The sequence below is a fragment of the Pseudarthrobacter sp. NBSH8 genome, assembly GCF_014217545.1.
GTDB lineage: Bacteria > Actinomycetota > Actinomycetes > Actinomycetales > Micrococcaceae > Arthrobacter.
The window spans coordinates 1,145,624-1,167,701 of sequence record NZ_CP043178.1 but is presented as its reverse complement, the minus strand read 5'-3'; the positions used below and the strand labels follow the sequence as shown (position 1 = coordinate 1,167,701).

Here is a 22,078-nt window from a genome sequence, read left to right as displayed (position 1 = left end):
CGGCTCCGGCGCCTTGGGTCATCTCAGGCCTCGGCGTCCGGATTGGCTGCTTCTGTGCTGGCTGCGGCGTCCTTGCCGCGCTTGGGCCTGCCGCCCGGCAACCGGACATCCCTGATGGAGTCATCATGGTCCAGGCCTGGCGTCACTGTCCCACCGGGGATTGCCAGCACCTGTTCATGTTCCCACGTTCTGGCGGCGATGTAGCGAATCGCGGAGTTTGCTACGGCGAGGATGGGCACCGAGAACAGCGCGCCGGGGATACCCGCAAGGTACGAACCCGCCGCCACGGAGAGGATCACCGCCACCGGATGCAGGGACACGGCCTTGCCCATCACGAGTGGTTGCAGGATGTGGCTCTCCAGCTGCTGGACCAGCAGCACGATAGCCAGCATGATCAGGGCATTGACCGGACCGTTGGCCACCAGGGCCAGGAGGACGGCGATGGCCCCGGTCACCAGAGCGCCGACCACCGGGATAAAGGAGCCGATGAACACGAGCACACTCAACGGCAGGGCCAGCGGCACCCCGATGATGGCCGCGCCGGCGCCGATGCCTACAGCGTCAACAAACGCAACAAACATCTGGATCCGTGCGTAGCTGACCATGGAGGCCCAGCCCTTGCGCCCGGCACCGAAGGTTGCTGCACGCGCCTTCTTCGGGAGGAGGCGGACCAGGAACGCCCAGATCCTGTCGCCTTCGAGCAGGAAGAAGATCAGGATGAACAGGGCCAGCACCATTCCCGCGGCGAAGTGGCCGGCGGTGCTGCCAAAGGACAACGCACCGCTGAGGATGCTGCTGCTGTTGTCCTGGAGTGCGGTGGTTGCTTCCTTGAGGTACTGGTCGATCTGGTCAGCGGTGAGGTGCAGGGGTCCGGCGGCCAGCCAGTCCTGGATCTGAGTCACGCCCGCCAGCGACTGGGACCACAATTCGCCAAAACCCGAAGCCAACTGGCGTCCCACCAGGGAAAGGGCACCAACGATCACGCCAATGAACCCCACCACCGTGATGGCCACCGCGGCGCCGTTTGGCAGCCGCCTGCTCCGTAGCCAGCGCACCACGGGGCTCAGCAGTCCGGCCAGCAGTGCGGCCACCATAACGGGGATAATCAGGAAGCTGATCCGGCTGAGCAGCCAGATCAGGGCGCCGGCCATCAGCAGGATGAGGACGAGCCGCCATGCCCACGACGCTGCGATCCGGATGCCGTACGGAATGTCCTGCTCCAGATCCCGGTCCGCCCGCACGCTGCCCGGGAGGGCAGTTTCCACCGGCCGGGCCGGGTTAGGCAGCGTGCCTGTGGGCGTTGAATCGGATGGGGCGGCGTCCTTGTCTGGCGTCATAGCCTAATACTTCCTCAGCACCGGCCCTTATGCGAAACGGCTACCCGGCCCCGCCCAGGGCAGCCTCGATCCCCCAGGCCATCGTGAACGTTTCTCCGGCCGGGAGCCAGCGCAGCCCGTCACCGGAGTTGAAGGCATTGGCCGGACCGGTCATAGGTTCGATGGCCACCGCCTTGGGCCTGCCGGGCAGTTCAGTTGTCACGAAAACGTGGACGTAGCCGCAGGATTCGTCCTGCCACAAGGTCACGCTGCGGCCGTCAGGTGCGCTGAGCACATGGCGGGCCGCCCCGCCGTCGAACGTTATGTCCGTCAAGGCGACGTCGACCTCGAGGCCCCCCAGCCGTTGACCGTTGCGGAAGTCACTGTCCCCGCTAACGGGTTCGGAGCTGCGCGGGATCAAGCGTTCGTCCGCCACCAGGCGGGTATCGGCGGCAACGGTCAGGGTCAGGTGGTCCACGTCCGCATCGCCCAGCCGCAGGTATGGGTGCGCGCCCAGGACGAACGGCGCCGGGGCGTTGGAATCGTTGACCAGCGTCTGGCGGACTTCCAGACCAAGATCCTCAGTCAGGAAGTACTGGACCCGGTGCCGCACCAGGAACGGGTAGCCATGCTGCGGGAAGACCGTCGCCTCGAGGGTCACTGAATATTGCGATTCATCAACCAGACTGTAGGCGGAGTTGCGGAGCAGTCCATGGCTGGCGTTGTTCCGCGAAACCTCCGTGATGTCCAGCTGCTGCTTCTTTCCGTCGAGGTACCAGACCCCGTCCTCCACCCTGTTTGCCCAGGGCGCAAGAGTGATCCCGGCGGCACCGGGAGAAATCTCTGCGTCCCCATACGTCTCGGTGAGCAGGACACCTGCGCGGCTGTACAGCCGCAGGCCGGCCGCCAGCTCAGTCACTACGGCCAACGCGTCACCCCTCCGGAGTTCGTACTGCCGACCGGTGGCGTAGGTCTGGAATCCGGCGGGAATGCCCGCGTCCGGGGTTGCACTCGAAGTCATGAGCACCACCGTAACAGGGGGCACGGCCGGCCTGCCATTACCGCAAATGTTATCTTTTGTGTGAAACTATTCTTTTTTGAGCGAAATGTGGGATGATCGAGGCAACGGACGCCCGCCATCTGCCGGCACCAGCACGCAAAGGACCCCCGCCATGACAGGTATCACCACCACCACGCTCGCCGATGGCCGGGAGCTGATCTACTTCGACGACGGCGCAACCGCCCAGCCCCGCACAGCGTCCACCACCACCGATCACCGGCCCCTGCCGGAGCGCGGCCAGCCCGGCGAGGTCCGGTTCGATGCCCTCACCGACGAGTGGGTGGCCGTCGCAGCCCACCGGCAGTCCCGCACGCACCTCCCGCCGGCCGACCAGTGCCCCATCTGCCCCACCACGCCGAACAACCCCTCCGAGATCCCCGCCCCCGACTACGACGTTGTGGTGTTTGAAAACCGCTTCCCGTCGCTGGGTCCGGCGGTGGGACCTGTGCCGTCCGCCCCGGCCTGGGGCACCACGGGGCCTGCCTACGGACGCTGCGAAGTAGTCGCATTCACGCCAGAGCACACGGGATCCTTCAGCGGCCTGAGTGAGGCGCGCGCCCGGACTGTCGTAGAGGCATTGGCGCACCGCACCGAAGCCCTCAGCAAACTGCCAGGGATCAAGCAGGTGTTCCCGTTTGAAAACCGGGGGGCCGACATCGGCGTCACGCTTCACCACCCGCACGGGCAGATCTATGCGTATCCTTACGTCACCCCCCGCGCAGGGGTCATCGGAGCGGCAGCACGCAAGTTCTATGATGGGTCGGACGGGCGGCAGACGCTCACGGGCTCGCTGCTGCGGGCAGAACGGGAGGACGGGAGCCGAATGGTGATGGAGGGCGAGAACTTCAGCGCCTACGTACCGTTCGCTGCCCGCTGGCCGTTGGAGATCCACCTGGTGCCGCACCGGCAGGTGCCCGACCTGGCCGCCCTGAGCGGGGAGGAAAGGGACGAACTGGCGCATGTCTACCTTGACCTGCTTAAACGGCTCGATGCGCTGTATCCGACGCCGACACCCTACATATCAGCCTGGCACCAGGCCCCCCTCGACGACCTCCTGCGCCCCGCCAGCTACCTGCACCTCCAGCTGACGTCGCCCCGCCGGGCAGCGGACAAGCTCAAGTTCCTGGCTGGCTCCGAGGCCGCCATGGGCGCCTTCATCAACGACACCACCCCGGAAAGCGTCGCGGAGCGGCTCCGTGCCGTGGTGGTCCCCGAGTCCAACCCGTTCCCTGCCACGACCGCCCCCGCCCCCCTGGGGGCACTGCCTGAAGGAGCACACGCGTGAGCGCCTCCCCTGACCCATTGGCTGCCCAGCTGGCCAGCCCGCCGGAACCCGGCACGGCGAACCTGCGCACAGCACAGCCCGGCATGGCGGATCTGGCCGCCCGCTTCGAGCAGGAGTTCGGCAGGCTGCCCGACGGCGTCTGGCAGGCACCGGGACGCGTGAACCTCATCGGCGAGCACACCGACTACAACGAGGGGTTTGTGCTCCCGTTCGCGATCGACAAGACCGCCCGGGTGGCTGTCGGAGTCCGTCCGGACTCCACGGTCAGGCTCCTGTCCACTTACGGCGACCACGGCATGGTCAGCACCGACCTCGGCTCTTTGGCCGCAGCTTCCGCCAAGGGCTGGACGAAGTATCCACTGGGTGTGATGTGGGCGTTGCAACAGCAAGGCATCACCGTTCCCGGGGTGGATCTGCTGCTTGACTCCACCGTTCCCCTGGGAGCCGGCCTGTCCTCGTCGCACGCGATCGAGTGCGCAGTCATCTCGGCGCTCAACGACCTGACGGGAGCCGGACTGGAGGCGGAGGAGATGGTCCTGATCACGCAGCGGGCGGAGAACGACTTTGTCGGCGCACCGACGGGCATCATGGACCAGTCAGCGTCGCTGCGCGGCTCAAAGGGGCATGCCGTGTTCCTGGACTGCCGTGACCAAAGCGTCCAGCTGGTTCCCTTCGAAGCAGAACCAGCGGGGCTGGTGATGCTGGTCATCGACACCAAAGTCTCCCACTCACACTCCGACGGCGGCTACGCCTCGCGCCGCGCGTCCTGCGAGCTGGGCGCCGAGGTTATGGGCGTCAAGGCACTGCGTGACGTCCGGTTGGAGGACCTGGACGAAGCCGCCGGCCTCCTGGACGAGGTCACTTACCGGCGGGTGCGCCATATCGTGACCGAAAACGACCGCGTGCTGCAGACCGTGGAGCTGCTGGCCAGTGCGGGCCCGGGTTCCATCGGTGCCCTGCTGGACGCCAGCCATGCTTCCATGCGGGACGACTTTGAGATCTCATGCCCGGAGCTGGATCTGGCCGTGTCCACTTCCCGTGCCAACGGGGCCATCGGCGCCCGGATGACCGGCGGCGGCTTCGGCGGGGCAGCGATTGCACTCACGCCGGTGACATCCGAGCAGCAGGTGCGTGCCGCCGTAGTGCGTGCCTTCGCAGACGCCGGCTACGCTGCACCTGACATCTTCACCGTGACCCCGGCAGCAGGAGCAATGCGCATTTCGTAGCGCGGATACCCGCAAAAAAGAGGGCCCCACCTGATGCGAAATGCATCGGTGGGGCCCCTTGTTGTTGGACAGAATTACGACGGCGGACGCCGCGTTGGTGCTAGTCGTCGCCCCGGAGGATGGCCAGGACACGGATGATCTCCACGTAGAGCCAGACCAGCGTGACCGTCAGCCCGAAGGCGGCGGTCCACGAGAAGCGCTGCGGGGCGCCGCTCTGCACGCCGGCTTCGATGCTGGTGAAGTCCATCACCAGGGAGAACGCGGCCAGACCGATGGCCAGGATGCCGATGACAACACCAATGATGCCACTGCGCAGGCCGAAGGGTTCCGTCGTCATACCCGTCATCATCATCACGAGGTTGACCACGGAGAACAGTCCGTAACCCACCATGGCGATCATGAAGAACTTCATGGCCTTGGGCGAGGCGCGCACCTTGCCGCTCTTGAACAGGAGCAGCGTCACGGTGAACACGGACAGCGTGCCGATGACGGCCTGCAGCCCGACACCCGGGTACATCAGGTCGAGTACACGGGTGAGCCCACCGAGGAACAGGCCTTCGAGTCCGGCATAGGCCAGGATCAGGGCTGGTGATGGCTGCTTCTTGAATGTGTTGACCAGTGCCAGGACAAAGCCGCCCAGTGCACCGACGATCATCAGCATGCTGGCCAGCCCCAGGCTGACGAACATCGTCACTGCGGCACCTGCCAACAGGACTCCGAGGCAAGCCGCTGTCTTGACGATTACATCGTCGTACGTCATCCGGCCGGTGTCCGCGGGACCTGCAGCCGGCTGGTTGTACATCTGGCGCAGCTGCTCATCGGACATGTTCTGCTGCTGGCCCCAGCCATTCTGGGGATCCATGACCTGGCCGGGAGCCCGCTGGCCGTACTGTGCCTGTCCGTAGGGTGCCTGCGGGACACGCGGTGCCTGCGTTGCTCCACGGAAATTTTTTCCGTTGAAGATCGGGTTTCCGCCAAGTGCCATTGCTGGTGTCCTCCAAGTAAAGGTTTGAGTCGTGACTTACGAACCACGCTACCAATATCTACGCGCCCGCGCCCCAATAAGTTCCCCGCTCATGGCGCCGAAACCCAACCGTGATGCATCCGGGTGGACGGACGCCCGCTCCCCAGCGCCGCGCGTGGACCAGGGTGTTCCATGAGGAATACCGCGAAACAACAGAAGTTTCTTTGCGAACACTTTGCCGAAGCGCCATGACCGTGACGCAGTTGTTATGCGATCGCTACCAGACGGTCTCACTGCAGCCTCAAATTTGCCCGTGACGAGCTGTAACATAAACCACACGCGGTGACGGATATCACAATCGGGCCCCCAACCTGAACAATGCACCACCATCCGTCCCGCGACGTTTGCAGTGGTTGCAATGGCGCACCCTTGGCCACCCCACCCAAGTGGAGGATTTTCATTTTGAGAAGTACACCCAACGGCTTGCCGACCAGACGGCGGGGCGGATCGCTGAAAGTGATAGGGGCCATCTTTGCCTCTGTCGTGGCGATACTGCTCGTCGTCGCGCCGGCATCACAGGCCACCTCGCCGTCGCCGACACCATCCCCGTCGATTACGTCTTTCCAGAACAACATCAGCGGCTTCCTAAGGGATGACGAGCGCGCCCCGATCGCCGATGTGACCATAAGCGCAAGGAGCGGGGACTTCGAAGGGTCTACCAAATCATCGGCCAACGGGTCGTGGAGCATTGGGGTCCCGGTTCAGGGCACCTACGAGATCGAACTGGACGAATCGACCCTGCCAGAGGGCATCAAACTCGCGGACGGCCAGGAAAACCCCCGCAGCGTCACGTTCAGCCAGACCTCGAACCTCTCCGTGATTTTCGCATTCGGTAAGGGGATCGTGGTCCAGCAGCAGGATTTCGGCCAAAATCTTCTCAACCGTCTCGTGGCTGGGCTGAGTTTTGGCCTCCTGTTGGCGCTGGCTTCCGTGGGACTTTCCCTAATCTTCGGAACTACGGGGCTGACGAACTTCGCCCATGGCGAAATGGTCACCCTGGGCGCAGTGCTGGTCTTCGCCTTTAACGCCATAGGTCTCCCCTTCTGGCTTGCCTTGATCCTTTCGCTCCTCGGCGGTGGCCTCTTCGGCTACGTCCAGGACGCCGGACTCTGGAAGCCGCTTCGCCGCCGGGGAACGGGACTCGTGCCCATGATGATCGTCAGCATCGGACTCGCCCTCGCCGTGCGCTATGTCATCCAGTTCTTCTTTGGCGGCGCCACGCAGCAACTGCCGTTTGCCCAGAGCGCAGAAATCCAACTGGGTCCGGTATCCATCTCGCCCAACAACCTCTGGTCGCTCATCATCAGTGCTGTAGTGATCGTTCTGATCGGAATCGTGCTTTTGAAAACCCGGCTAGGCAAGGCCACCCGCGCGGTGGCTGACAACCCTGCCTTGGCGGCCGCCTCCGGCATCGACGTCGACTCGGTCATCCGGATCGTCTGGGTCACCGGCGGCATGCTCGCCTCCCTCGGCGGAATCTTATGGGCCTACTACCGGCCAGGCGTGACCTTCGACATGGGTTCGCAGATCCTGCTGCTCATCTTCGCGGGCGTGACCCTGGGCGGCCTCGGCACCGTCTTCGGCGCCCTCATCGGGTCCATCATCGTCGGCATCTTCGTGGAGCTGACCACCGTTTTCGGCCTCGCTGCCGACCTCAAGTATGTGGGAGCACTGTTCATCATGATTGTTGTCCTCTTGTTCCGGCCACAGGGCATCCTGGGTCGTCGCGAGCGCGTGGGTTAGGAGACAGCCATGGATTTCGGATTCATTCTCTCCAGCGCTGCCGGCGAACTCTTCAGCCCGACCACCGCGGCCTATGCTCTTGCGGCTCTCGGACTGGCGGTTCACTTCGGCTACTCAGGCCTGCTGAATTTTGGCCAGGCCGGCTTTATGGCGGTGGGCGCCTACGGCTTCGCCATCTCGACGCTCACCTTTGGCGTCCCCTTCTTTGTGGGCGTGATCATCGCCGTGATCTGCTCGGCCATCTTCGCGATGCTCCTGGGCATACCGACCCTGCGGCTGCGCGCGGACTACCTGGCCATCGTTACGATCGCGGCCGCGGAAATCGTCCGCTACATTGTCACGACCAACCAGCTGACCGCCGTGACCGGGTCGGCCAACGGCCTGGCCGCCTTCGAAGGTGGGTTCTACGACATGAACCCGTTCCCCGCGGGCTCGTACATGGGCATGAACAACCGCGACTTCTTCATCCGCATAGTCGGCTGGAGCCTGGTCATCGTCTGCTGCACCCTGGTGTGGCTGCTGATGAGGAGCCCCTGGGGCCGCGTACTCAAAGGCATCCGCGAGGACGAAAACGCGGTCCGGTCCCTCGGCAAGAACGTTTACGCCTACAAAATGCAGGCCCTCATCATCGGCGGCGTGCTCGGCGCCCTGGCGGGCATGATATTTACGCTCCCCCGCGGCGCAGTCCAGCCGGCCAACTACGGCACCGAACTGACGTTCTTCCTGTACACCTGCCTGCTGCTCGGCGGCCTCGGCACGGTGCTGGGACCCGTCATCGGCGCGATGATCTTCTGGGTGGTGCTGTCCCTCACACAGGGCATCCTGTACGGCCTGATCGAATCCGGCGCCGTCACCTGGCTGAACACAGTCCAGGCCGGTCAGCTGCGTTACATCCTTGTGGGTGTCGCACTGATGCTGCTGATGATCTTCAGGCCCCAGGGCGTCTTCGGCAACAAGAAGGAGCTGGCGTTCGCATGAGCACGCATAGCGAAGAACCCCGCCCGTCGGAGGAAATTAACTACATGACGGACACGCGTCCGATCGCCGCCGGGGACTCCGCTCCCGGCTGCAGGAAGCGCGATCCGATCGTGGTGGCGGAAAACGTCACCCGCAGCTTCGGCGGCATCAACGCTGTCGACGTCGAATACCTGGAGATCCCGCGGCACAAGATCACAGCGCTGATAGGCCCGAACGGTGCAGGTAAGACCACCCTCTTCAATCTGCTGACCGGATTCGACATGCCGAACTCGGGCAAATGGCAGTTCGAAGGCCACAGCCTTGCCGGCGTTTCACCTTACAAAGTGGCACGTATGGGGATGGTGAGGACCTTCCAGCTGACCAAGGTCATGGGAAAGCTCACCGTCATGGAGAACATGCGGCTCGGCGGCTCGGAACAGCCCGGAGAGCGCCTCTCCAAGGCTCTTTTCAAGGGCCTCTGGGGCGGCCGGGAAAAGGAGATCACCGCCCAGGCGAACGTCCTGCTTGAGAAATTCAAGCTGGACACCAAGAAGGACGACTACGCTGCCTCCCTTTCCGGAGGCCAGCGGAAACTCCTGGAAATGGCACGTTCGCTGATGGTCAGGCCCAAGCTGGTCATGCTGGACGAACCCATGGCAGGCGTCAACCCGGCGCTGACCCAGTCCCTCCTGGACCACATCAAGAACCTCAAGGCGGAAGGCATGACCGTGCTGTTCGTGGAGCACGACATGAACATGGTGCGCCATATTGCCGATTGGGTTGTGGTGATGGCCGAAGGAAAGATCGTGGCCGAGGGCCCTCCCGGCGAAGTCATGAAGAACCCGGCCGTCATCGACGCTTATCTGGGTGCCCATCACGACGTGGACCTTGGCGACACCGAGGGCATCAAGGAGCTTGCAGCCGAGCTGGTGGCCGACAAGGAATCGATTGTCGGAACTGAGAACGCGGGCATCATCGCCATCGATGTCGTCGCCGCCGAACCAGACGAAGCCCGCCATAAGGGGAAGGACAGCGAATGAGTGCTACAAGCGCGGCTCCGGCCGCAAGCAGTGCAGGCTCCCAGGACTCCGTAGTTAAGGTGACGGACCTTGTCGCTGGCTACCTTCCGGGTGTGAACATCCTGAATGGCTGCAGCATCGAAGCCCGCAAGGGTGAACTGATCGGCATTATTGGTCCTAACGGTGCCGGCAAATCGACGCTTCTCAAGGCCATGTTCGGTCTGGTGAAAGTCCATTCGGGCACAGTTGTGGTGCGTGGCCAGGACATCACCGGGCTCAAAGCCAACAAGTTGGTGACCAAGGGCGTGGGATTCGTCCCGCAAAACAATAATGTGTTCGCCACGCTGACTATCGAAGAGAACATGCAGATGGGCATGTTCCAGCGCCCCAAAGACTTCGCCGAGCGGTTTGATTTTGTGACCAGCCTGTTCCCCGAGCTCGGCAAGCGCCGGGCCCAGCGGGCCGGGTCGCTCTCCGGCGGCGAACGCCAGATGGTGGCCATGGGCCGGGCGCTGATGATGGAGCCCGCAGTCCTGCTCCTTGATGAGCCCTCCGCAGGCCTCTCTCCCGTCAAGCAGGACGAAACCTTCCTGCGGGTGCACGAGATCAACCGGGCAGGCGTCTCGGTGATCATGGTGGAACAGAATGCCCGCCGTTGCCTCCAGATCTGCGACCGCGCCTATGTGCTTGACCAAGGCAGGGACGCTTACACCGGAACCGGCCGGGAACTGATGAAGGACCCAAAGGTGATCCAGCTCTACCTGGGTACCTTGGCTGACGAGGTCTAGTCCGTTCCGAAAGGCGCAGAAGGGCCGTCACCGTCCGGTGGCGGCCCTTTCTGCGGGCGCTGGGCCGTGAGGAGACCGCCAAGGGCTTGCTGAGGCGCCTGAAGCACTGAGGCGCCCGAGGCCGAGCTTCGGGCAGCAGAAAGCCCCCGTCCGGCTGGACGGGGGCTTTCGCGTCTAGGTTGTAGCGGCTTTACAGCTTGCCGAATTCTTCCTTGGACGGTGCGTACTTATTGTCGTCCTGGTACTCGTAGATGCCGATGTAGGCTTCCGTCGGGTCGCCGGCATCGGAGAAGGTCACCGGACCTGACTGGCCGTCGTAGTCGATGTCCTTGCCGTTGCGAAGCAGCGTGACGCAGGAAGCGAAGCTGTTGCACTTCTCACCCGTCTCCGAGACTGCTTTGAGCTGCTTGGCAATTTCAACGCCATTGGTGCTCTTGGCTGCCTCAGCGGCAAGTGCAATCAGGTTTACAGCATCGTAGGATTCACCTGCGTAGCTGTAGTCCTTCAGGGCCGGATCAATGGCAAGCAGTTTCTGCTTGAACGCATCCTTGGCGAACGTGCCCGGGATGGTTCCCTGGGCGCCCTTCAACGTCCCGGCCTCGAAATCCTTGCTGTAGTCGGAGGTGTTGCCGTCTACAAGGAACATTTGGGTGGGCTTGACACCCTTGCCCGTCATCAGCGGCACAATGCTCTTGGCCTGGTCGAAGGTGATCAGTGCAATTGCGTCGGGCTTGGCCGCGATGACCTTGTCCACCTGGCTGCTGAACTGGGAGTCGCCCTCATTGAACAGCTCCTCGGCAACCACCTTGCCGCCGGCCGCTTCGAAGGCGGATTTGACGTTGCTGGCCAGACCGGTTCCGTAGGCGTCGTTAAGTACGATCATGCCGACCGTCTGTGCACCACACGTAGCCATATAATTGCCCAAGACCTTACCCTGCAGCACATCCGAGGGTGCTGTACGCCAGTAAAGGCCCTTGTCATCCCAAGTGGTGAAATCCGGGGAGGTGTTGGCAGGTGAGAACTGGATAACGCCGGCACCGATGATCTGGTTGATGACCGTCTTGGAGACACCGGAAGACGCCGCGCCGATGATGGCGCTAACGCCCTGGCCGAGAAGCGCACTGGTGGACTGCGTGGCGATATCTGTCTTGGTGTCGCCGGAGTCGCGGTGTATCACTTCCACAGGCTGGCCCAGGACGCCCCCGGCATCGTTGACTTCCTTGATGCCAAGATTGACGCCGGCAATTTCAGGCGGCCCAAGGAAAGCCAGCGATCCGGTGGTGGGTAGCAGGGAACCGATCTTGAGCGGCGTTTCCGTGATGGTTGTGGCCGGCGGAACAGCGCCTCCACCGCTGGCCTGCGCAGTGCTTTCGGGAGCCGCGCTGGGAGCGGGGCAGGAGATCCCAGTTGCTGACGTGGTGGTTTCTGTCGCGCTCGGAGTGGAGGTACCACCACAGGCCGTGGCCAGAAAGGCGACGCCGACGCTAAGCGCTGTGAGCTTGGCAAGACGGGGTGCCGCCGGGGAAAGTGAAATCATTGACAATCTCCTGGATCGAAAGGTGCGAACGGCCTTTGACGCGGATGATCAGGTGTTCCTGATTTAACTTCAAGCTAATGCAAATCCGCGGAGGATATAAGTGACTGAGGTCACATCCTTATAACAGTCGTTGCATATGCGGAATCAACGGAGGCAATGCTCCGTCCGAGGTCATGAGGGATGCGCGGGAGGCCGCAACGGGGCGCCGCGGGGGAAAAGTTTGTACCCCAGGTGGGACTCGAACCCACAACACGCGGATTTTAAGTCCGCTGCCTCTGCCAATTGGGCTACTGGGGCGCCCGGTCTATGCTATACCGACATTCGCCCGCAAGCGGCGCGGCGTACCGGAACGTCCCGTGGACCCCGCCGGGCCAGACTGCCAATGGGAGCAGCTGGAAGTGGTCACCCCAGGCCTCGTCGGGCGGCAGCACGCCGAAGGACGCGGCCGGGACAAAGCCGAACCGCGGGTAGTAGTCGGTGCTGCCCAGCAACGCAATCCCGCCCTCCCGTGCTGTGTTGGCCCGCGCGATGGTGTCATCCATGAGGGCGCTGCCGATCCCATGGCGCTGCAGCCTGGGAGTCACCCCGATGGGCCCGAGCCCCAGCAACCCGTAGTCGCCCACCCACCCGCGCGTGCTGATCACATGGCCGACTATTTCGTCGTCGATCACGGCCACCACGCTGAACCCGGGCAGGTACTCCTCGCAGTCGAAGAGCTGGCGGAGCATCTCTACCTCCTCAGGCTCCCCGTCCACCAGCAGGCCTGTGACCGGGGAGACCGCGAAGGCATCGGCCGTCAACGCGAGGATCTTGTCCCTGTCCGCAGCCGTCTCGTTCCGGAGGAGCAGCGCGGGCCGCGGCACGTGCCTGCTGGCCGCCGACAGCTCAGCAAGTAATTCGACGGCGCGTGGCGCGTCCGCCACCGGCACCAACAGGTGGTCATGGTGGAAGCCGGCCAGCACGTTGCAGCTGATCCTGGCGTCGGTCAGGGCTTTCCCGACGGCTGCGGTCAGGCCAACAGCTTCCAGCGCGGAGTGTACCTCGAGGGTGATCCACGCGGCCACAAAGTCGTAGTGCAGCCCCAGGCTGTCCGCCCTTTCCCGGGGCAGAACCACCGTCAGGCCCTCGGCCTCGCGCACGGCAGCTTCGATTCCGGGCTCAAGTGGCCTGCCATGCGGCCACAGGACGTAGACGTACTCCCCCTCCCGCAGTACCGGTTTCAGTGTTGCCAGCAGGGTCTGGAGGTTCTTTTCGCCAGTCATGGTGCCAGTCTAGAAGGGACATCCGGCGGGATACACAAAACAGCGGCCATCCCCCTTAAGGGGACAGCCGCCGTCGGGCGTTACAAATGCTGCGTCAGGATGCCAGCGTTACTTGGCGTCCGCGGTGACCGACTGTTTGGGGTCCACGCTGGTGGCCTCCGCAGAGCCCGGCTTTGCCGCTCCTGCGGATGCGTCCGGCATGCTCGCCGTCGGAGCAGGCGCAGCAGCAGCCGGCTTGGGAGCCGGTGTGGCGGCGGCCACGAAGGCACCGCGCGGGTTATCGAGGTCGATCAGCTGGGTGGTGTCGCGGCCCATAAAGAACGCGAGGATCCAACCCATGATGACTCGGACCTTGCGCTCCATGGTGGGCATGGCCATGCCGTGGTAGCCGCGGTGGGCCAGCCAGGCGAGCGGGCCCTTGAGGCCTATGCGGCCCACGAGGTTGATATTCGCAACACCCTTCCACTCGCCGAAACCAGCCACAGCACCCAGGTTCTTGTGCTTGTAGTCCTTCAGCGGCTTGTCCCAGCGCGAAGCCCACAGGTTCTTGGCGAGGCGCTTGGCCTGGCGCAGTGCGTGCTGGGCGTTCGGGACGCAGGTGCCGTCCGGCAGGCCGCTACCCGTGAGGTCCGGCACTGCGGCGATGTCACCGGCGGCCCAGGCGTTGTCGATGATGCCTTCATCGCCAGCGATGCGGAGGTCCGGCAGGACACGGACGCGGCCGCGCGGTTCCAGCGGGAAGTCGGAGGAGCGGATCATCGGGTTGGCCTGCACGCCGGCAGTCCAGACGAGCGTGTCGGCTTCGAATTCCTGGGCCAGGGACTTGTCCGGGAGGTTGATGAGCTTCAGGGAGCCCTCAGCGCTGTCCAGGGAGGTGTTCAGCAGGACCTCGATGCCGCGGCTGCGGAGGTGCTCCACAACCCATTCGGCCTGCGGTGCAGTGACCTCGGGCATGATGCGGCCCATGGCTTCAACCAGGACGAAGCGCACTTCTTCCTGACGGATACGGGGGTTGTTCTTGACCGCGGCGCGGGCCAGGTCTTCCATTTCGGTGATGCACTCGATGCCGGCGAAGCCGCCACCAACGACCACGAAGGTCAGTGCCTTGGCGCGGGCAGCCGGATCCGCGATGGTGGACGCGGCTTCGATACGCTCCAACACCTTGTTGCGAAGGGCCACAGCCTCTTCGATGGTCTTCAGGCCAATGCCCTTATCCGCCAGGCCCTTGATGGGGAAGGTGCGGGTGATGGCGCCTGCAGCCACCACGATGTCGAAGTAGGGGATCTCGATGTGTTCTCCGCCATCCGCGGGCGCCACGACGGCCGTGCGGTTGGCGTGGTCGATCGAGGTGACGCTGCCCTGGATGAGTTCAGTCTGCTTCAGGTGCTGGCGGTGCGAGACCACTGCGTGGCGGGCCTCGATGTTGCCGCCGGCCACTTCGGGCAGGAAGGGCTGATAAGTCATGTAGGGCAGTGGATCCACGAGGGTGACGATGCCACCGGCATTCGCGATCTTCTTCTGCAGTTTGAGTGCTACGTACAGGCCGACGTATCCGCCGCCGACGACGAGTACCCTGGGACGGTCCTGGAGCTCTGGGGTGGTTGCCATGATTTAAGGATACAGCAGTTTGTGAAAATCTTCACTAACTACGTTTTGCCGCCTGAATCAACGGTTTGGAAGGCTCCGGTATCCGGTTCTTCGCGCGCCGTTCCTGGGTTTCGGGCCGCCCGGCGCAGCTGTACGACGGCCGCAGCGATGATCGCCAGAAATAGTGCCCCTGAACCGATCACGACGGCGGCGCCAACGGCACTGTCACGCTGTGAGGGCGCCTCCGCCGCGGGCACAGTCGGCTCGGGCAGGGTGGGAACGGCACTGGCCACTTCGTCTGTGGGCACCGGCGCCGGCGCACCCAGGTTGCCGCGCCGGTGTACCCTGATCCAGTCCGAGATGGAACCGAGCGGGTTGGTGGCGGCTTCAGGTACGGAGTCCTTTAGGGCGGCCTCGGCGTTCAGAACGCCAAAGCCGTACAGCGGGTCTTTTCCGGCTGGACCGGCGTCCTTGGCCGTGCTGACGATCCGGTTGATGACCTGTTTGGCGCTCATCTCGGGCCACTTGGAACGGATGAGTGCTGCCACGCCGGCAACGATCGGGGCAGCTCCGGACGTTCCCGCCCATTCCGCATAACCACCACCGGGCAGCCCGCCCAGCAGGTTTTCAGCCGGGGCCGCCACGCCGATGCTGATCCCCTGGGAAGACGAGTCGACGCTCGCCATGCCCTTGCGGTCCAGGCCGGCAACCGTGAGGACGCCGGGGATGGTGGCCGGCGCCCCCACCTGAAGGTTGCCGCCTATCCGGTTTCCGGCGGCGGCCACGATGACCACATCCTTCTGTTCGGCATAGAGGAAGGCAGCATCCCAGCTCTGGGGCCACTGCGGCGTGGTGCTGCCCAGCGAAATGTTGATGACTTTGGCCCCGTTGTCCACGGCCCAACGGACCGCTTCCGGGATCTGGTCCTGATCGCTCTTGCCCGCGGGGTTGGTCGATCCGAGCCACGTTGAGACGGACAGGATCTCAGCTTCAGGAGCCACCCCAATCATGCCGTCCGGCCCGGCGGTGGCAGCCGGGCCTGGACTGGGCGATGCGGTGGCGCCTGCCGGCTGGTGTCCGCGGCCCGCCAGTATGGTGGCGACCAGCGTCCCGTGTTCAGGCTTTACGCCCAGGCTTTTCTGGCCGTTGGGGCTGCCTGCCCCGGACACGTCGAAGCCTCCGGTGACGGCGCCCTTCAGGTCCGGGTGCTGGGCGTCCACACCGCTGTCGATCACCGCGATTTTCACACCGGCACCCTTGGAAACCTCCCAGGCCTTCGTAATTCCGGATTCGCCAAGCCAGTACTCTTTGTCCCGTTCAGCGTCGGCCCTGGCCGCAGGCGCAAAAGTCAGTCCGGCGGCCAGGCTGGCGCCGGCAAGGGTTATCGCCAGGAGAGCTGACGCGGCCCGGCGGAACCGTGCGTTTGCTCTGGTCATATGGGTTTCCCATGCTTGGTTGGCTGATGGCCTGGTTACTGGAGGCTCAGGGCAATTCCGTCAAGAATATCGTGTTCGCTGGCCGTAGCCGTCACGATCCGGCCGGCGGTGAGTTCATTCAGCCGCTCGAGGATGCGCCGCCACACCAGTCCGCCGGCGCCCATAACGTCAACGCGGCCGGGGTGCATGTACGCCAGGTCGGCACGTTCTCCCCTGGTCATGTGCAGGAGGTCGGTGGCGGCTTCGGTAATGCTGCCGATGGACAGTTCCGTCCCGTGGATGGCCGCCGGCGAATACGCCGGAAGCCGCAGGGCATGGGCGGTGATGGTGGTGATCGAGCCGGCCACCCCGACGACGGCGGTGGCGCGTTCCAGGGGAACGTCCAGCCCCGCCAGGGTGATGGCGGCGTCGACGTCGGCTTCCGCGGCGGCGATCTGTTCCGCCGTGGGCGGATCGTTCTTCAAGTGCCGTTCGGTCAGCCGGACGCAGCCGACATCCACGGACTTCGCGGCCGTGACTCCGCCGGCGGTGCCGAGGACGAACTCGGTGCTTCCGCCGCCGAGGTCAACTACCAGCACGTGCTCGCCGTCAAGGATGGGCAGGACGCTGCTGGCCCCGGCGAAGGACAGGGCAGCTTCTTCATCACCCGAGATGACCTCAGGCTCAACGCCCAGCAGGTCCCGGATCCCGTCGACAAAAACCTGGCGGTTGCGCGCGTCCCGGCTGGCCGACGTTGCTACAAAACGGATGGACTCCGCACCGTGTTCGCGGATCATTGCGGCGTAATCCGCGGTGGCCGCGAAGGTTCGCTCCAACGCTTCAGGGGCGAGTTCGCCGGTGGCGTCCACGCCCTGGCCCAGCCGGACAACCCGCATTTCCCGGACAACGTCGGTGAGCGTCGTTGTGCCGTTGCTGCGGTCGATGTCGGCGATGAGCAGGCGGAGCGAGTTCGTGCCGCAGTCGATGGCGGCGACGCGGGTCATGCCCCTGCCTCGTCAGTGGCTGCGGTGTTGCGGACCGGAGCGGGCCGGCCCACGATTTCCGGCAGGCCCTGGGGTCCGTGCCGGCTGAGATCCTTTGACGGGGCCTCCCCTGCGGTGTCCCAGGCGCCGTCGCAATAGCAGCGGTCCGCCGTCCACCATTCGCTGATTCCGGCAATGGCCTCATCTCCCAGCGGATTCACGCCGGGCCCTGCCGCGAGTGAGTGGCCCACCAGGACGTGGAGGCATTTGACCCGGGTGGGCATGCCACCGGCGGAGATGCCGTCAATCTCCGGGACGGCTCCGATGCCGGAACGCTCACCTATGGCCGCGCGTGCCCCGAGATAGTCCTCGTGCGCTGCACGATAGGCGGCAGCAAGCGGCTCCTCGTCGTTCAGGCGTTCGTTCATGTCGTTCATCAGTCCGGCGGCTTCCAGCCGGGAAACCGCGGAGGTGATGACGGGGTGCGTCAGATAGAAGGTGGTGGGAAACGGTGTGCCGTTGCTTAGCCGCGGCGCGGTGGCGGCGACGAGGGGGTTGCCGCAGACGCAGCGCGCCGGGATTTCCACCACATCGCGCACGGGCCGTCCCAACTGTCTGCTGAGTACTTCAAGATCATGTGCTGATGGCTGGCGGGACTTCTCCGGCGCAGTCGCCGTGTTTTTTTCCACTGGCGCGGGCCATCCTTCCTCTAGCTGTTCAGTCTGTGGCCGCACGCCTGATGGACTCCCACAGGGAATCCACCCACGGCAGGTCGGCGGGGTCTTGTGCTGCTGTGGCGGTCAGGCTACTGCTTGTTCCGGCCGGCAGATCGGTGCCGAAGACCCAGTAGCCGGATTCACCCGGCATAACCATGTTAATGCGGTCGCGGGCCTGCTGTTTCACGTAGTTCGGATCCTGCCACCGTGAAATCTGCTGCCGCAGGCCGTCCTGCTCGGTCTGGCGGGCGGCGATATCGGCGCTGAGGGCGGCGAGTTCGGCGCGTTTGTCGAAGAAAATCTTCACCGTGGGCGCCAGCATGATGGTGATGGCAATCACAACCACGGCGAGTGCCAGCATGCGGCCCGAGAAGGCCTTGGCGGGCACCGGCTGGGTGTCCTCGTGCGTGGTGTCGGGCTTCGGCGTCTTGCCCGCGGTGTTACGGCTGTGTCCGCTCCCCTGCCCTTTACTGGCCGGGAGCCTGGTGTCCGATGCGGACGTTCGGGCGCTGAACGCCTGGCCGGTTTTGCCTTTGGTCCCGCTCTTTGCGCCGGTGGCTGTACCGCCAAAATCGGCGCGGATGACGCCGCCGGCTTCCGCGGCCGGGTCCGTTGTGGCCTGATGCCTCGAAGCGGCCTTGGGAACTTTGGGACGGCGGGTAGCCATGACACTCCTGAAACGTACGGCCTGTCTCTGGCCGCATCTCTGCGCTTGATGCCGGCTCTATCAATGCCGGCTAAAACAAAAACCGGTGGCTATGGTCTTTCAACCATAGCCACCGGTCAGAGGTTTACGCGGCTACTAGCCCTTGAAACGCGGGAAGGCGCTGCGGCCGGCGTAGCGTGCGGCGTCGTCGAGTTCCTCTTCGATGCGCAGCAGCTGGTTGTACTTGGCAACGCGCTCGGAGCGTGCCGGCGCGCCGGTCTTGATCTGGCCGGCGTTGGTGGCCACCGAGATGTCGGCGATGGTGGTGTCCTCGGTCTCGCCGGAGCGGTGCGAGGTGATGGTGGTGTAACCGGCACGCTGGGCCAGGCTGACGGCGTCCAGCGTTTCGGTCAGTGAACCGATCTGGTTGACCTTGACCAGCAGCGAGTTGGCGGTCTTGGTGTCGATGCCGCGCTGCAGGATGGCCGGGTTGGTGACGAAGAGGTCATCGCCCACGAGCTGGACCTTGTCACCGATGCTGTCGGTGAGGGTCTTCCAGCCGTCCCAGTCGTTCTCATCCAGGGGATCCTCGATGGAAACCAGCGGGTAGTCTGCCACGAGCTCGGCGTAGTAGGCGCTCATCTCGGTGGCGGACAGTGCCTTGCCTTCGAACTGGTAGGCGCCGTCCTTGAAGAACTCGGAGGAGGCGACGTCCAGCGCCAAGGCGATGTCCTTACCCGGGGTGTAGCCGGCGTTGGTGATGGCTTCCTGGATCAGGTCCAGGGCGGCACGGTTGGACGGCAGGTTCGGCGCGAAGCCACCTTCGTCGCCGAGGCCGGTGGACAGGCTCTTTGCCTGCAGGACGGACTTGAGGTTGTGGTAAACCTCAACGCCCCAGCGGAGGCCCTCGGAGAAGGTCTCTGCGCCGATCGGGACAATCATGAATTCCTGGATGTCTACGTCGGAGTCGGCGTGGGAGCCACCGTTGAGGATGTTCATCAGCGGAACCGGCAGGACGTGCGCGTTGGGGCCGCCCAAGTACTTGTACAGCGGCAGGTCTGCGGAGGCGGCAGCTGCATTGGCAACGGCCAGCGAAACGCCCAGGATGGCGTTGGCGCCGAGCTTGGCCTTGTTGGGCGTGCCGTCCAGATCAATCATGGCCTGGTCGATGCTGCGCTGGTCGGTGGCGTCGAAGCCGGTCAGTGCCGGAGCGATCTGGTCGATGACAGCGTCAACGGCCTTCTGGACACCCTTGCCGAGGTAACGTCCCTTATCTCCGTCACGGAGCTCAACAGCTTCATGCTCGCCGGTGGAGGCACCGGAGGGTACTGCCGCGCGGCCGATCTGGCCGTCGGAAAGCAGTACTTCGACTTCTACGGTCGGGTTTCCGCGGGAATCGAGGATTTCGCGGGCGTGGATGGCATCGATAAGCGCCATGGATGTGCTCCTTATGGGCGATTTTGGGGGAACGAACAGCTGGAAAAAGCGTTAAATCTGGGACGTCCTCGTCAGGACCAAGCCTAGTCGAGAGTGGTGCAGGTTAAGGAACTCTATCCATCACCCGGACGTCATGATGGTGCCACGAACTGCCGCCGGATGGCGCCACGAAGGGCGCGTTCAGCGTCGAATCCGCTGGCACGTGCGGAGCCGACGACGGCGAGCAGCAGGTCGCCGAGCTCCTCCTCCGTCGTTGCGGTCTCCACTTCCGGGGTTTCCCTCCCCGATCGCTCAACCACAGATCCGGCCCGCTCGGCCCGGTCAAGGAACTTCTGCGCCTTCGCCAGGGCCGGCAGTGCGTCCGGGATCCCTTCAAAAGGCCCCGTACGCTCCGGACGTTCCGCGGTCTTCACGGCGTCCCACTTCCGGACGATCTCCGCCACCGAGGCAGGGAAACTGTCCTGCAGCGTGCCGTCGGGCCGGAAGACATGCGGATTGCGGCGGACCATTTTGGCACTCAGCCCGCGTGCGACGTCGTCGAACGTGAACGTGCCGCGCTCCTCGGCGAGCCGGGCGTGCAGCACCACCTGAAGCAGCACATCGCCCAGTTCGCCGCGGAGCTCGGCGTCACCCGCGCCGGTCTCGATGGTCTCGGCAACCTCGAAAGCCTCCTCCAGGAGGTACTCCACCAGCGAGGCATGTGTAAGGGCGGCCATCCACGGGCAGTGCTCGCGCAGCTGGGCTATGATCCCCAGCAGCTCCCCCAGCTCGCAAGCTCGCCCGGGGACCCCTGCCGCCGTGGGCCCATCCAGCAGCTCCCCCAGCTCGCAAGCTCGCCCGGGGACCCCTGCCGCCGTGGGCCCATCCAGGAGCCGTTCCATGGGAGCCTGCTCAGCCAAGGTTGTCGTAGGCGTCGTTGATGTATTCCACCAACGCTTCCTTCTCTTCAAGCGGCAGGAAGGATGCCTCGGCAGCGTTAAGCGTGAGCTCCAGCAGATCGTCGAGGTCGTAGTCGAAGGTTTCCACGAGCAGCTCGAACTCGTCTGTCAGGGTGACACCGCTCATCAGCCGGTTATCGGTGTTGATGGTGACGTTAAAGCCCAGCTGGTACAGCATGTCCAGCGGGTGGCTCTCGATGCCCTCGCCAAAACCGGCGATCGCTCCGGTCTGGAGGTTCGACGACGGGCATATCTCCAGGGCGATGCCGCGGTCGCGGATCCAGCTGGACAGGTCGCCCAGGGTGACCAGGCCGATGTTGTCCTCGTCATTCGCGGCGTCATCGGCGGCGTCGTCGTCGTCGAACTCCACCATGATGTCCTCGGCGATCCGGACGCCATGGCCCAGCCGCAGTGCCCGGCCATCAACGAGGGCGGACTGGATGCTTTCGAGCCCGGCGGCTTCGCCGGCGTGCACGGTCGCGGGGAAATTGTGCTGGGCGAGGTAGGTGAAGGCGTCCTTGAACCTGGACGGGAGGAAGCCGTCTTCGGCTCCGGCAATGTCAAAGCCCACAGCGCCCTTGTTGCGGTGGCGGACAGCGAGTTCGGCGATTTCCTGGCCGCGGTCTGCGTGGCGCATAGCTGTGATCAGCTGACCCACCTGGATTTCGCGGCCGCTCTCGGTCACGGCGTCCACGCCGGCTTCGAGGCCTTCCTGGACGGCTTCAACAACCTCGTCCAGGGACAGGCCCTTTTGGAGGTGCTGCTCCGGCGCCCAGCGCACTTCGCCGTACACCACTCCGTCGTCCGCGAGGTCTTCGACGAATTCCTTGGCGACGCGGATGAGGCCTTCCTTCGTCTGCATCACGGCGACTGTGTGGTCGAACGTCTCCAGATACCGCACCAGTGAGCCGGAGTCCGCGGATTCGCGGAACCACTCGCCCAGGGCAACAGGGTCGGAGGAGGGCAGCCTGTGGCCAACGGCCTCGGCCAGTTCGATGATGGTGGCTGGTCGGAGACCACCGTCCAGATGGTCGTGGAGCGAAACCTTCGGCAGGCTCTTCAGGTCGAAATCGATGGCAGGGGCAGCGTCAACAATAGGCTCAGTCACCTTCCAACCTTAGGGTCGGCAGGCGCCTTAT

The 22,078-nt window shown here is 64.4% G+C and carries 19 protein-coding genes and 1 tRNA gene; 6 read left to right on the top strand and 14 right to left on the bottom strand.

Annotated elements, in window-relative coordinates; translation table 11 throughout:
- Positions 1-23 precede the first annotated feature (23 nt).
- Both FYJ92_RS05410 and FYJ92_RS05405 read right to left on the bottom strand, forming a co-directional pair.
- Entirely contained in the window at positions 24-1,337 is a 1,314-nt protein-coding gene (locus FYJ92_RS05410) for an AI-2E family transporter (protein ID WP_185262935.1), read from the bottom strand.
- A 40-nt stretch (positions 1,338-1,377) separates the two neighbouring features.
- Positions 1,378-2,337 carry an aldose 1-epimerase family protein gene (locus FYJ92_RS05405; RefSeq protein ID WP_185262934.1) on the bottom strand — a complete coding sequence of 320 codons (960 nt, stop codon included), beginning with the start codon at positions 2,335-2,337 and terminating at the stop codon, positions 1,378-1,380.
- 151 nt (positions 2,338-2,488) lie between these two features.
- Between FYJ92_RS05405 and galT the strand changes: the two genes are divergently transcribed.
- Positions 2,489-3,661 (top strand): galactose-1-phosphate uridylyltransferase, encoded by a 1,173-nt coding sequence (gene galT / locus FYJ92_RS05400; RefSeq protein ID WP_185262933.1) that lies wholly within the window; start codon positions 2,489-2,491, stop codon positions 3,659-3,661.
- An 83-nt stretch (positions 3,662-3,744) separates the two neighbouring features.
- Positions 3,745-4,887 (top strand): galactokinase, encoded by a 1,143-nt coding sequence (galK, locus tag FYJ92_RS05395; RefSeq protein ID WP_185263684.1) that lies wholly within the window; start codon positions 3,745-3,747, stop codon positions 4,885-4,887.
- Between the two features lie 100 nt (positions 4,888-4,987).
- Here the strand turns inward: galK and FYJ92_RS05390 are convergent, their stop codons facing one another.
- Positions 4,988-5,872, bottom strand: coding sequence for a Bax inhibitor-1/YccA family protein (locus tag FYJ92_RS05390; protein ID WP_185262932.1), 885 nt, complete (start codon positions 5,870-5,872; stop codon positions 4,988-4,990).
- A gap of 498 nt (positions 5,873-6,370) precedes the next feature.
- Between FYJ92_RS05390 and FYJ92_RS05385 the strand changes: the two genes are divergently transcribed.
- The 4 genes from FYJ92_RS05385 to FYJ92_RS05370 are packed head-to-tail and all read left to right on the top strand — an operon-like array spanning position 6,371 to position 10,418.
- A complete protein-coding gene (locus FYJ92_RS05385; RefSeq protein ID WP_185263683.1) occupies positions 6,371-7,654 on the top strand; it encodes a branched-chain amino acid ABC transporter permease in 1,284 nt (427 codons plus the stop codon).
- 9 nt (positions 7,655-7,663) lie between these two features.
- Entirely contained in the window at positions 7,664-8,632 is a 969-nt protein-coding gene (locus tag FYJ92_RS05380; RefSeq protein ID WP_185262931.1) for a branched-chain amino acid ABC transporter permease, read from the top strand.
- Entirely contained in the window at positions 8,629-9,651 is a 1,023-nt protein-coding gene (locus FYJ92_RS05375) for an ABC transporter ATP-binding protein (protein WP_185262930.1), read from the top strand. The genes FYJ92_RS05380 and FYJ92_RS05375 overlap by 4 nt, the downstream gene beginning before the upstream one ends.
- Positions 9,648-10,418: an ABC transporter ATP-binding protein gene (locus FYJ92_RS05370; RefSeq protein WP_185262929.1), complete on the top strand. Its 771-nt coding sequence runs from the start codon at positions 9,648-9,650 to the stop codon at positions 10,416-10,418. The genes FYJ92_RS05375 and FYJ92_RS05370 overlap by 4 nt, the downstream gene beginning before the upstream one ends.
- A 190-nt stretch (positions 10,419-10,608) precedes the next feature.
- On the opposite strand, the gene FYJ92_RS05365 is transcribed toward FYJ92_RS05370, so the two are convergent.
- The 11 genes from FYJ92_RS05365 to FYJ92_RS05315 form a co-directional block, all read right to left on the bottom strand.
- On the bottom strand, positions 10,609-11,955 hold the full coding sequence (locus FYJ92_RS05365; RefSeq protein ID WP_185262928.1) for an ABC transporter substrate-binding protein: 1,347 nt from the start codon (positions 11,953-11,955) through the stop codon (positions 10,609-10,611).
- A 223-nt stretch (positions 11,956-12,178) separates the two neighbouring features.
- Positions 12,179-12,252: transfer RNA gene (locus tag FYJ92_RS05360), tRNA-Leu, on the bottom strand.
- Positions 12,243-13,217: an N-acetyltransferase gene (locus tag FYJ92_RS05355; RefSeq protein WP_185262927.1), complete on the bottom strand. Its 975-nt coding sequence runs from the start codon at positions 13,215-13,217 to the stop codon at positions 12,243-12,245. Before FYJ92_RS05355 ends, FYJ92_RS05360 begins: the two co-directional genes overlap by 10 nt.
- Positions 13,218-13,325: 108 nt before the next feature.
- Positions 13,326-14,825 carry an NAD(P)/FAD-dependent oxidoreductase gene (locus FYJ92_RS05350; RefSeq protein ID WP_185262926.1) on the bottom strand — a complete coding sequence of 500 codons (1,500 nt, stop codon included), beginning with the start codon at positions 14,823-14,825 and terminating at the stop codon, positions 13,326-13,328.
- Between the two features lie 38 nt (positions 14,826-14,863).
- Positions 14,864-16,240: a S8 family serine peptidase gene (locus tag FYJ92_RS05345; protein ID WP_185262925.1), complete on the bottom strand. Its 1,377-nt coding sequence runs from the start codon at positions 16,238-16,240 to the stop codon at positions 14,864-14,866.
- A 35-nt stretch (positions 16,241-16,275) separates the two neighbouring features.
- Positions 16,276-17,223: a Ppx/GppA phosphatase family protein gene (locus FYJ92_RS05340; protein ID WP_185262924.1), complete on the bottom strand. Its 948-nt coding sequence runs from the start codon at positions 17,221-17,223 to the stop codon at positions 16,276-16,278.
- Positions 17,220-17,891 carry a DUF501 domain-containing protein gene (locus FYJ92_RS05335; RefSeq protein WP_185262923.1) on the bottom strand — a complete coding sequence of 224 codons (672 nt, stop codon included), beginning with the start codon at positions 17,889-17,891 and terminating at the stop codon, positions 17,220-17,222. Before FYJ92_RS05335 ends, FYJ92_RS05340 begins: the two co-directional genes overlap by 4 nt.
- 28 nt (positions 17,892-17,919) lie before the next feature.
- Positions 17,920-18,585: a septum formation initiator family protein gene (locus tag FYJ92_RS05330; RefSeq protein ID WP_185262922.1), complete on the bottom strand. Its 666-nt coding sequence runs from the start codon at positions 18,583-18,585 to the stop codon at positions 17,920-17,922.
- Positions 18,586-18,720: 135 nt separating this feature from the next.
- Positions 18,721-20,001 carry a phosphopyruvate hydratase gene (eno, locus tag FYJ92_RS05325; protein ID WP_185262921.1) on the bottom strand — a complete coding sequence of 427 codons (1,281 nt, stop codon included), beginning with the start codon at positions 19,999-20,001 and terminating at the stop codon, positions 18,721-18,723.
- A 131-nt stretch (positions 20,002-20,132) separates the two neighbouring features.
- Positions 20,133-20,717: a MazG nucleotide pyrophosphohydrolase domain-containing protein gene (locus tag FYJ92_RS05320; RefSeq protein ID WP_185263682.1), complete on the bottom strand. Its 585-nt coding sequence runs from the start codon at positions 20,715-20,717 to the stop codon at positions 20,133-20,135.
- Positions 20,718-20,892: 175 nt separating this feature from the next.
- The gene (locus FYJ92_RS05315) at positions 20,893-22,047 is read right to left on the bottom strand and encodes an adenosine deaminase (RefSeq protein WP_185262920.1); all 1,155 of its coding nucleotides are present in this window, start codon (positions 22,045-22,047) and stop codon (positions 20,893-20,895) included.
- Positions 22,048-22,078 lie beyond the last annotated feature (31 nt).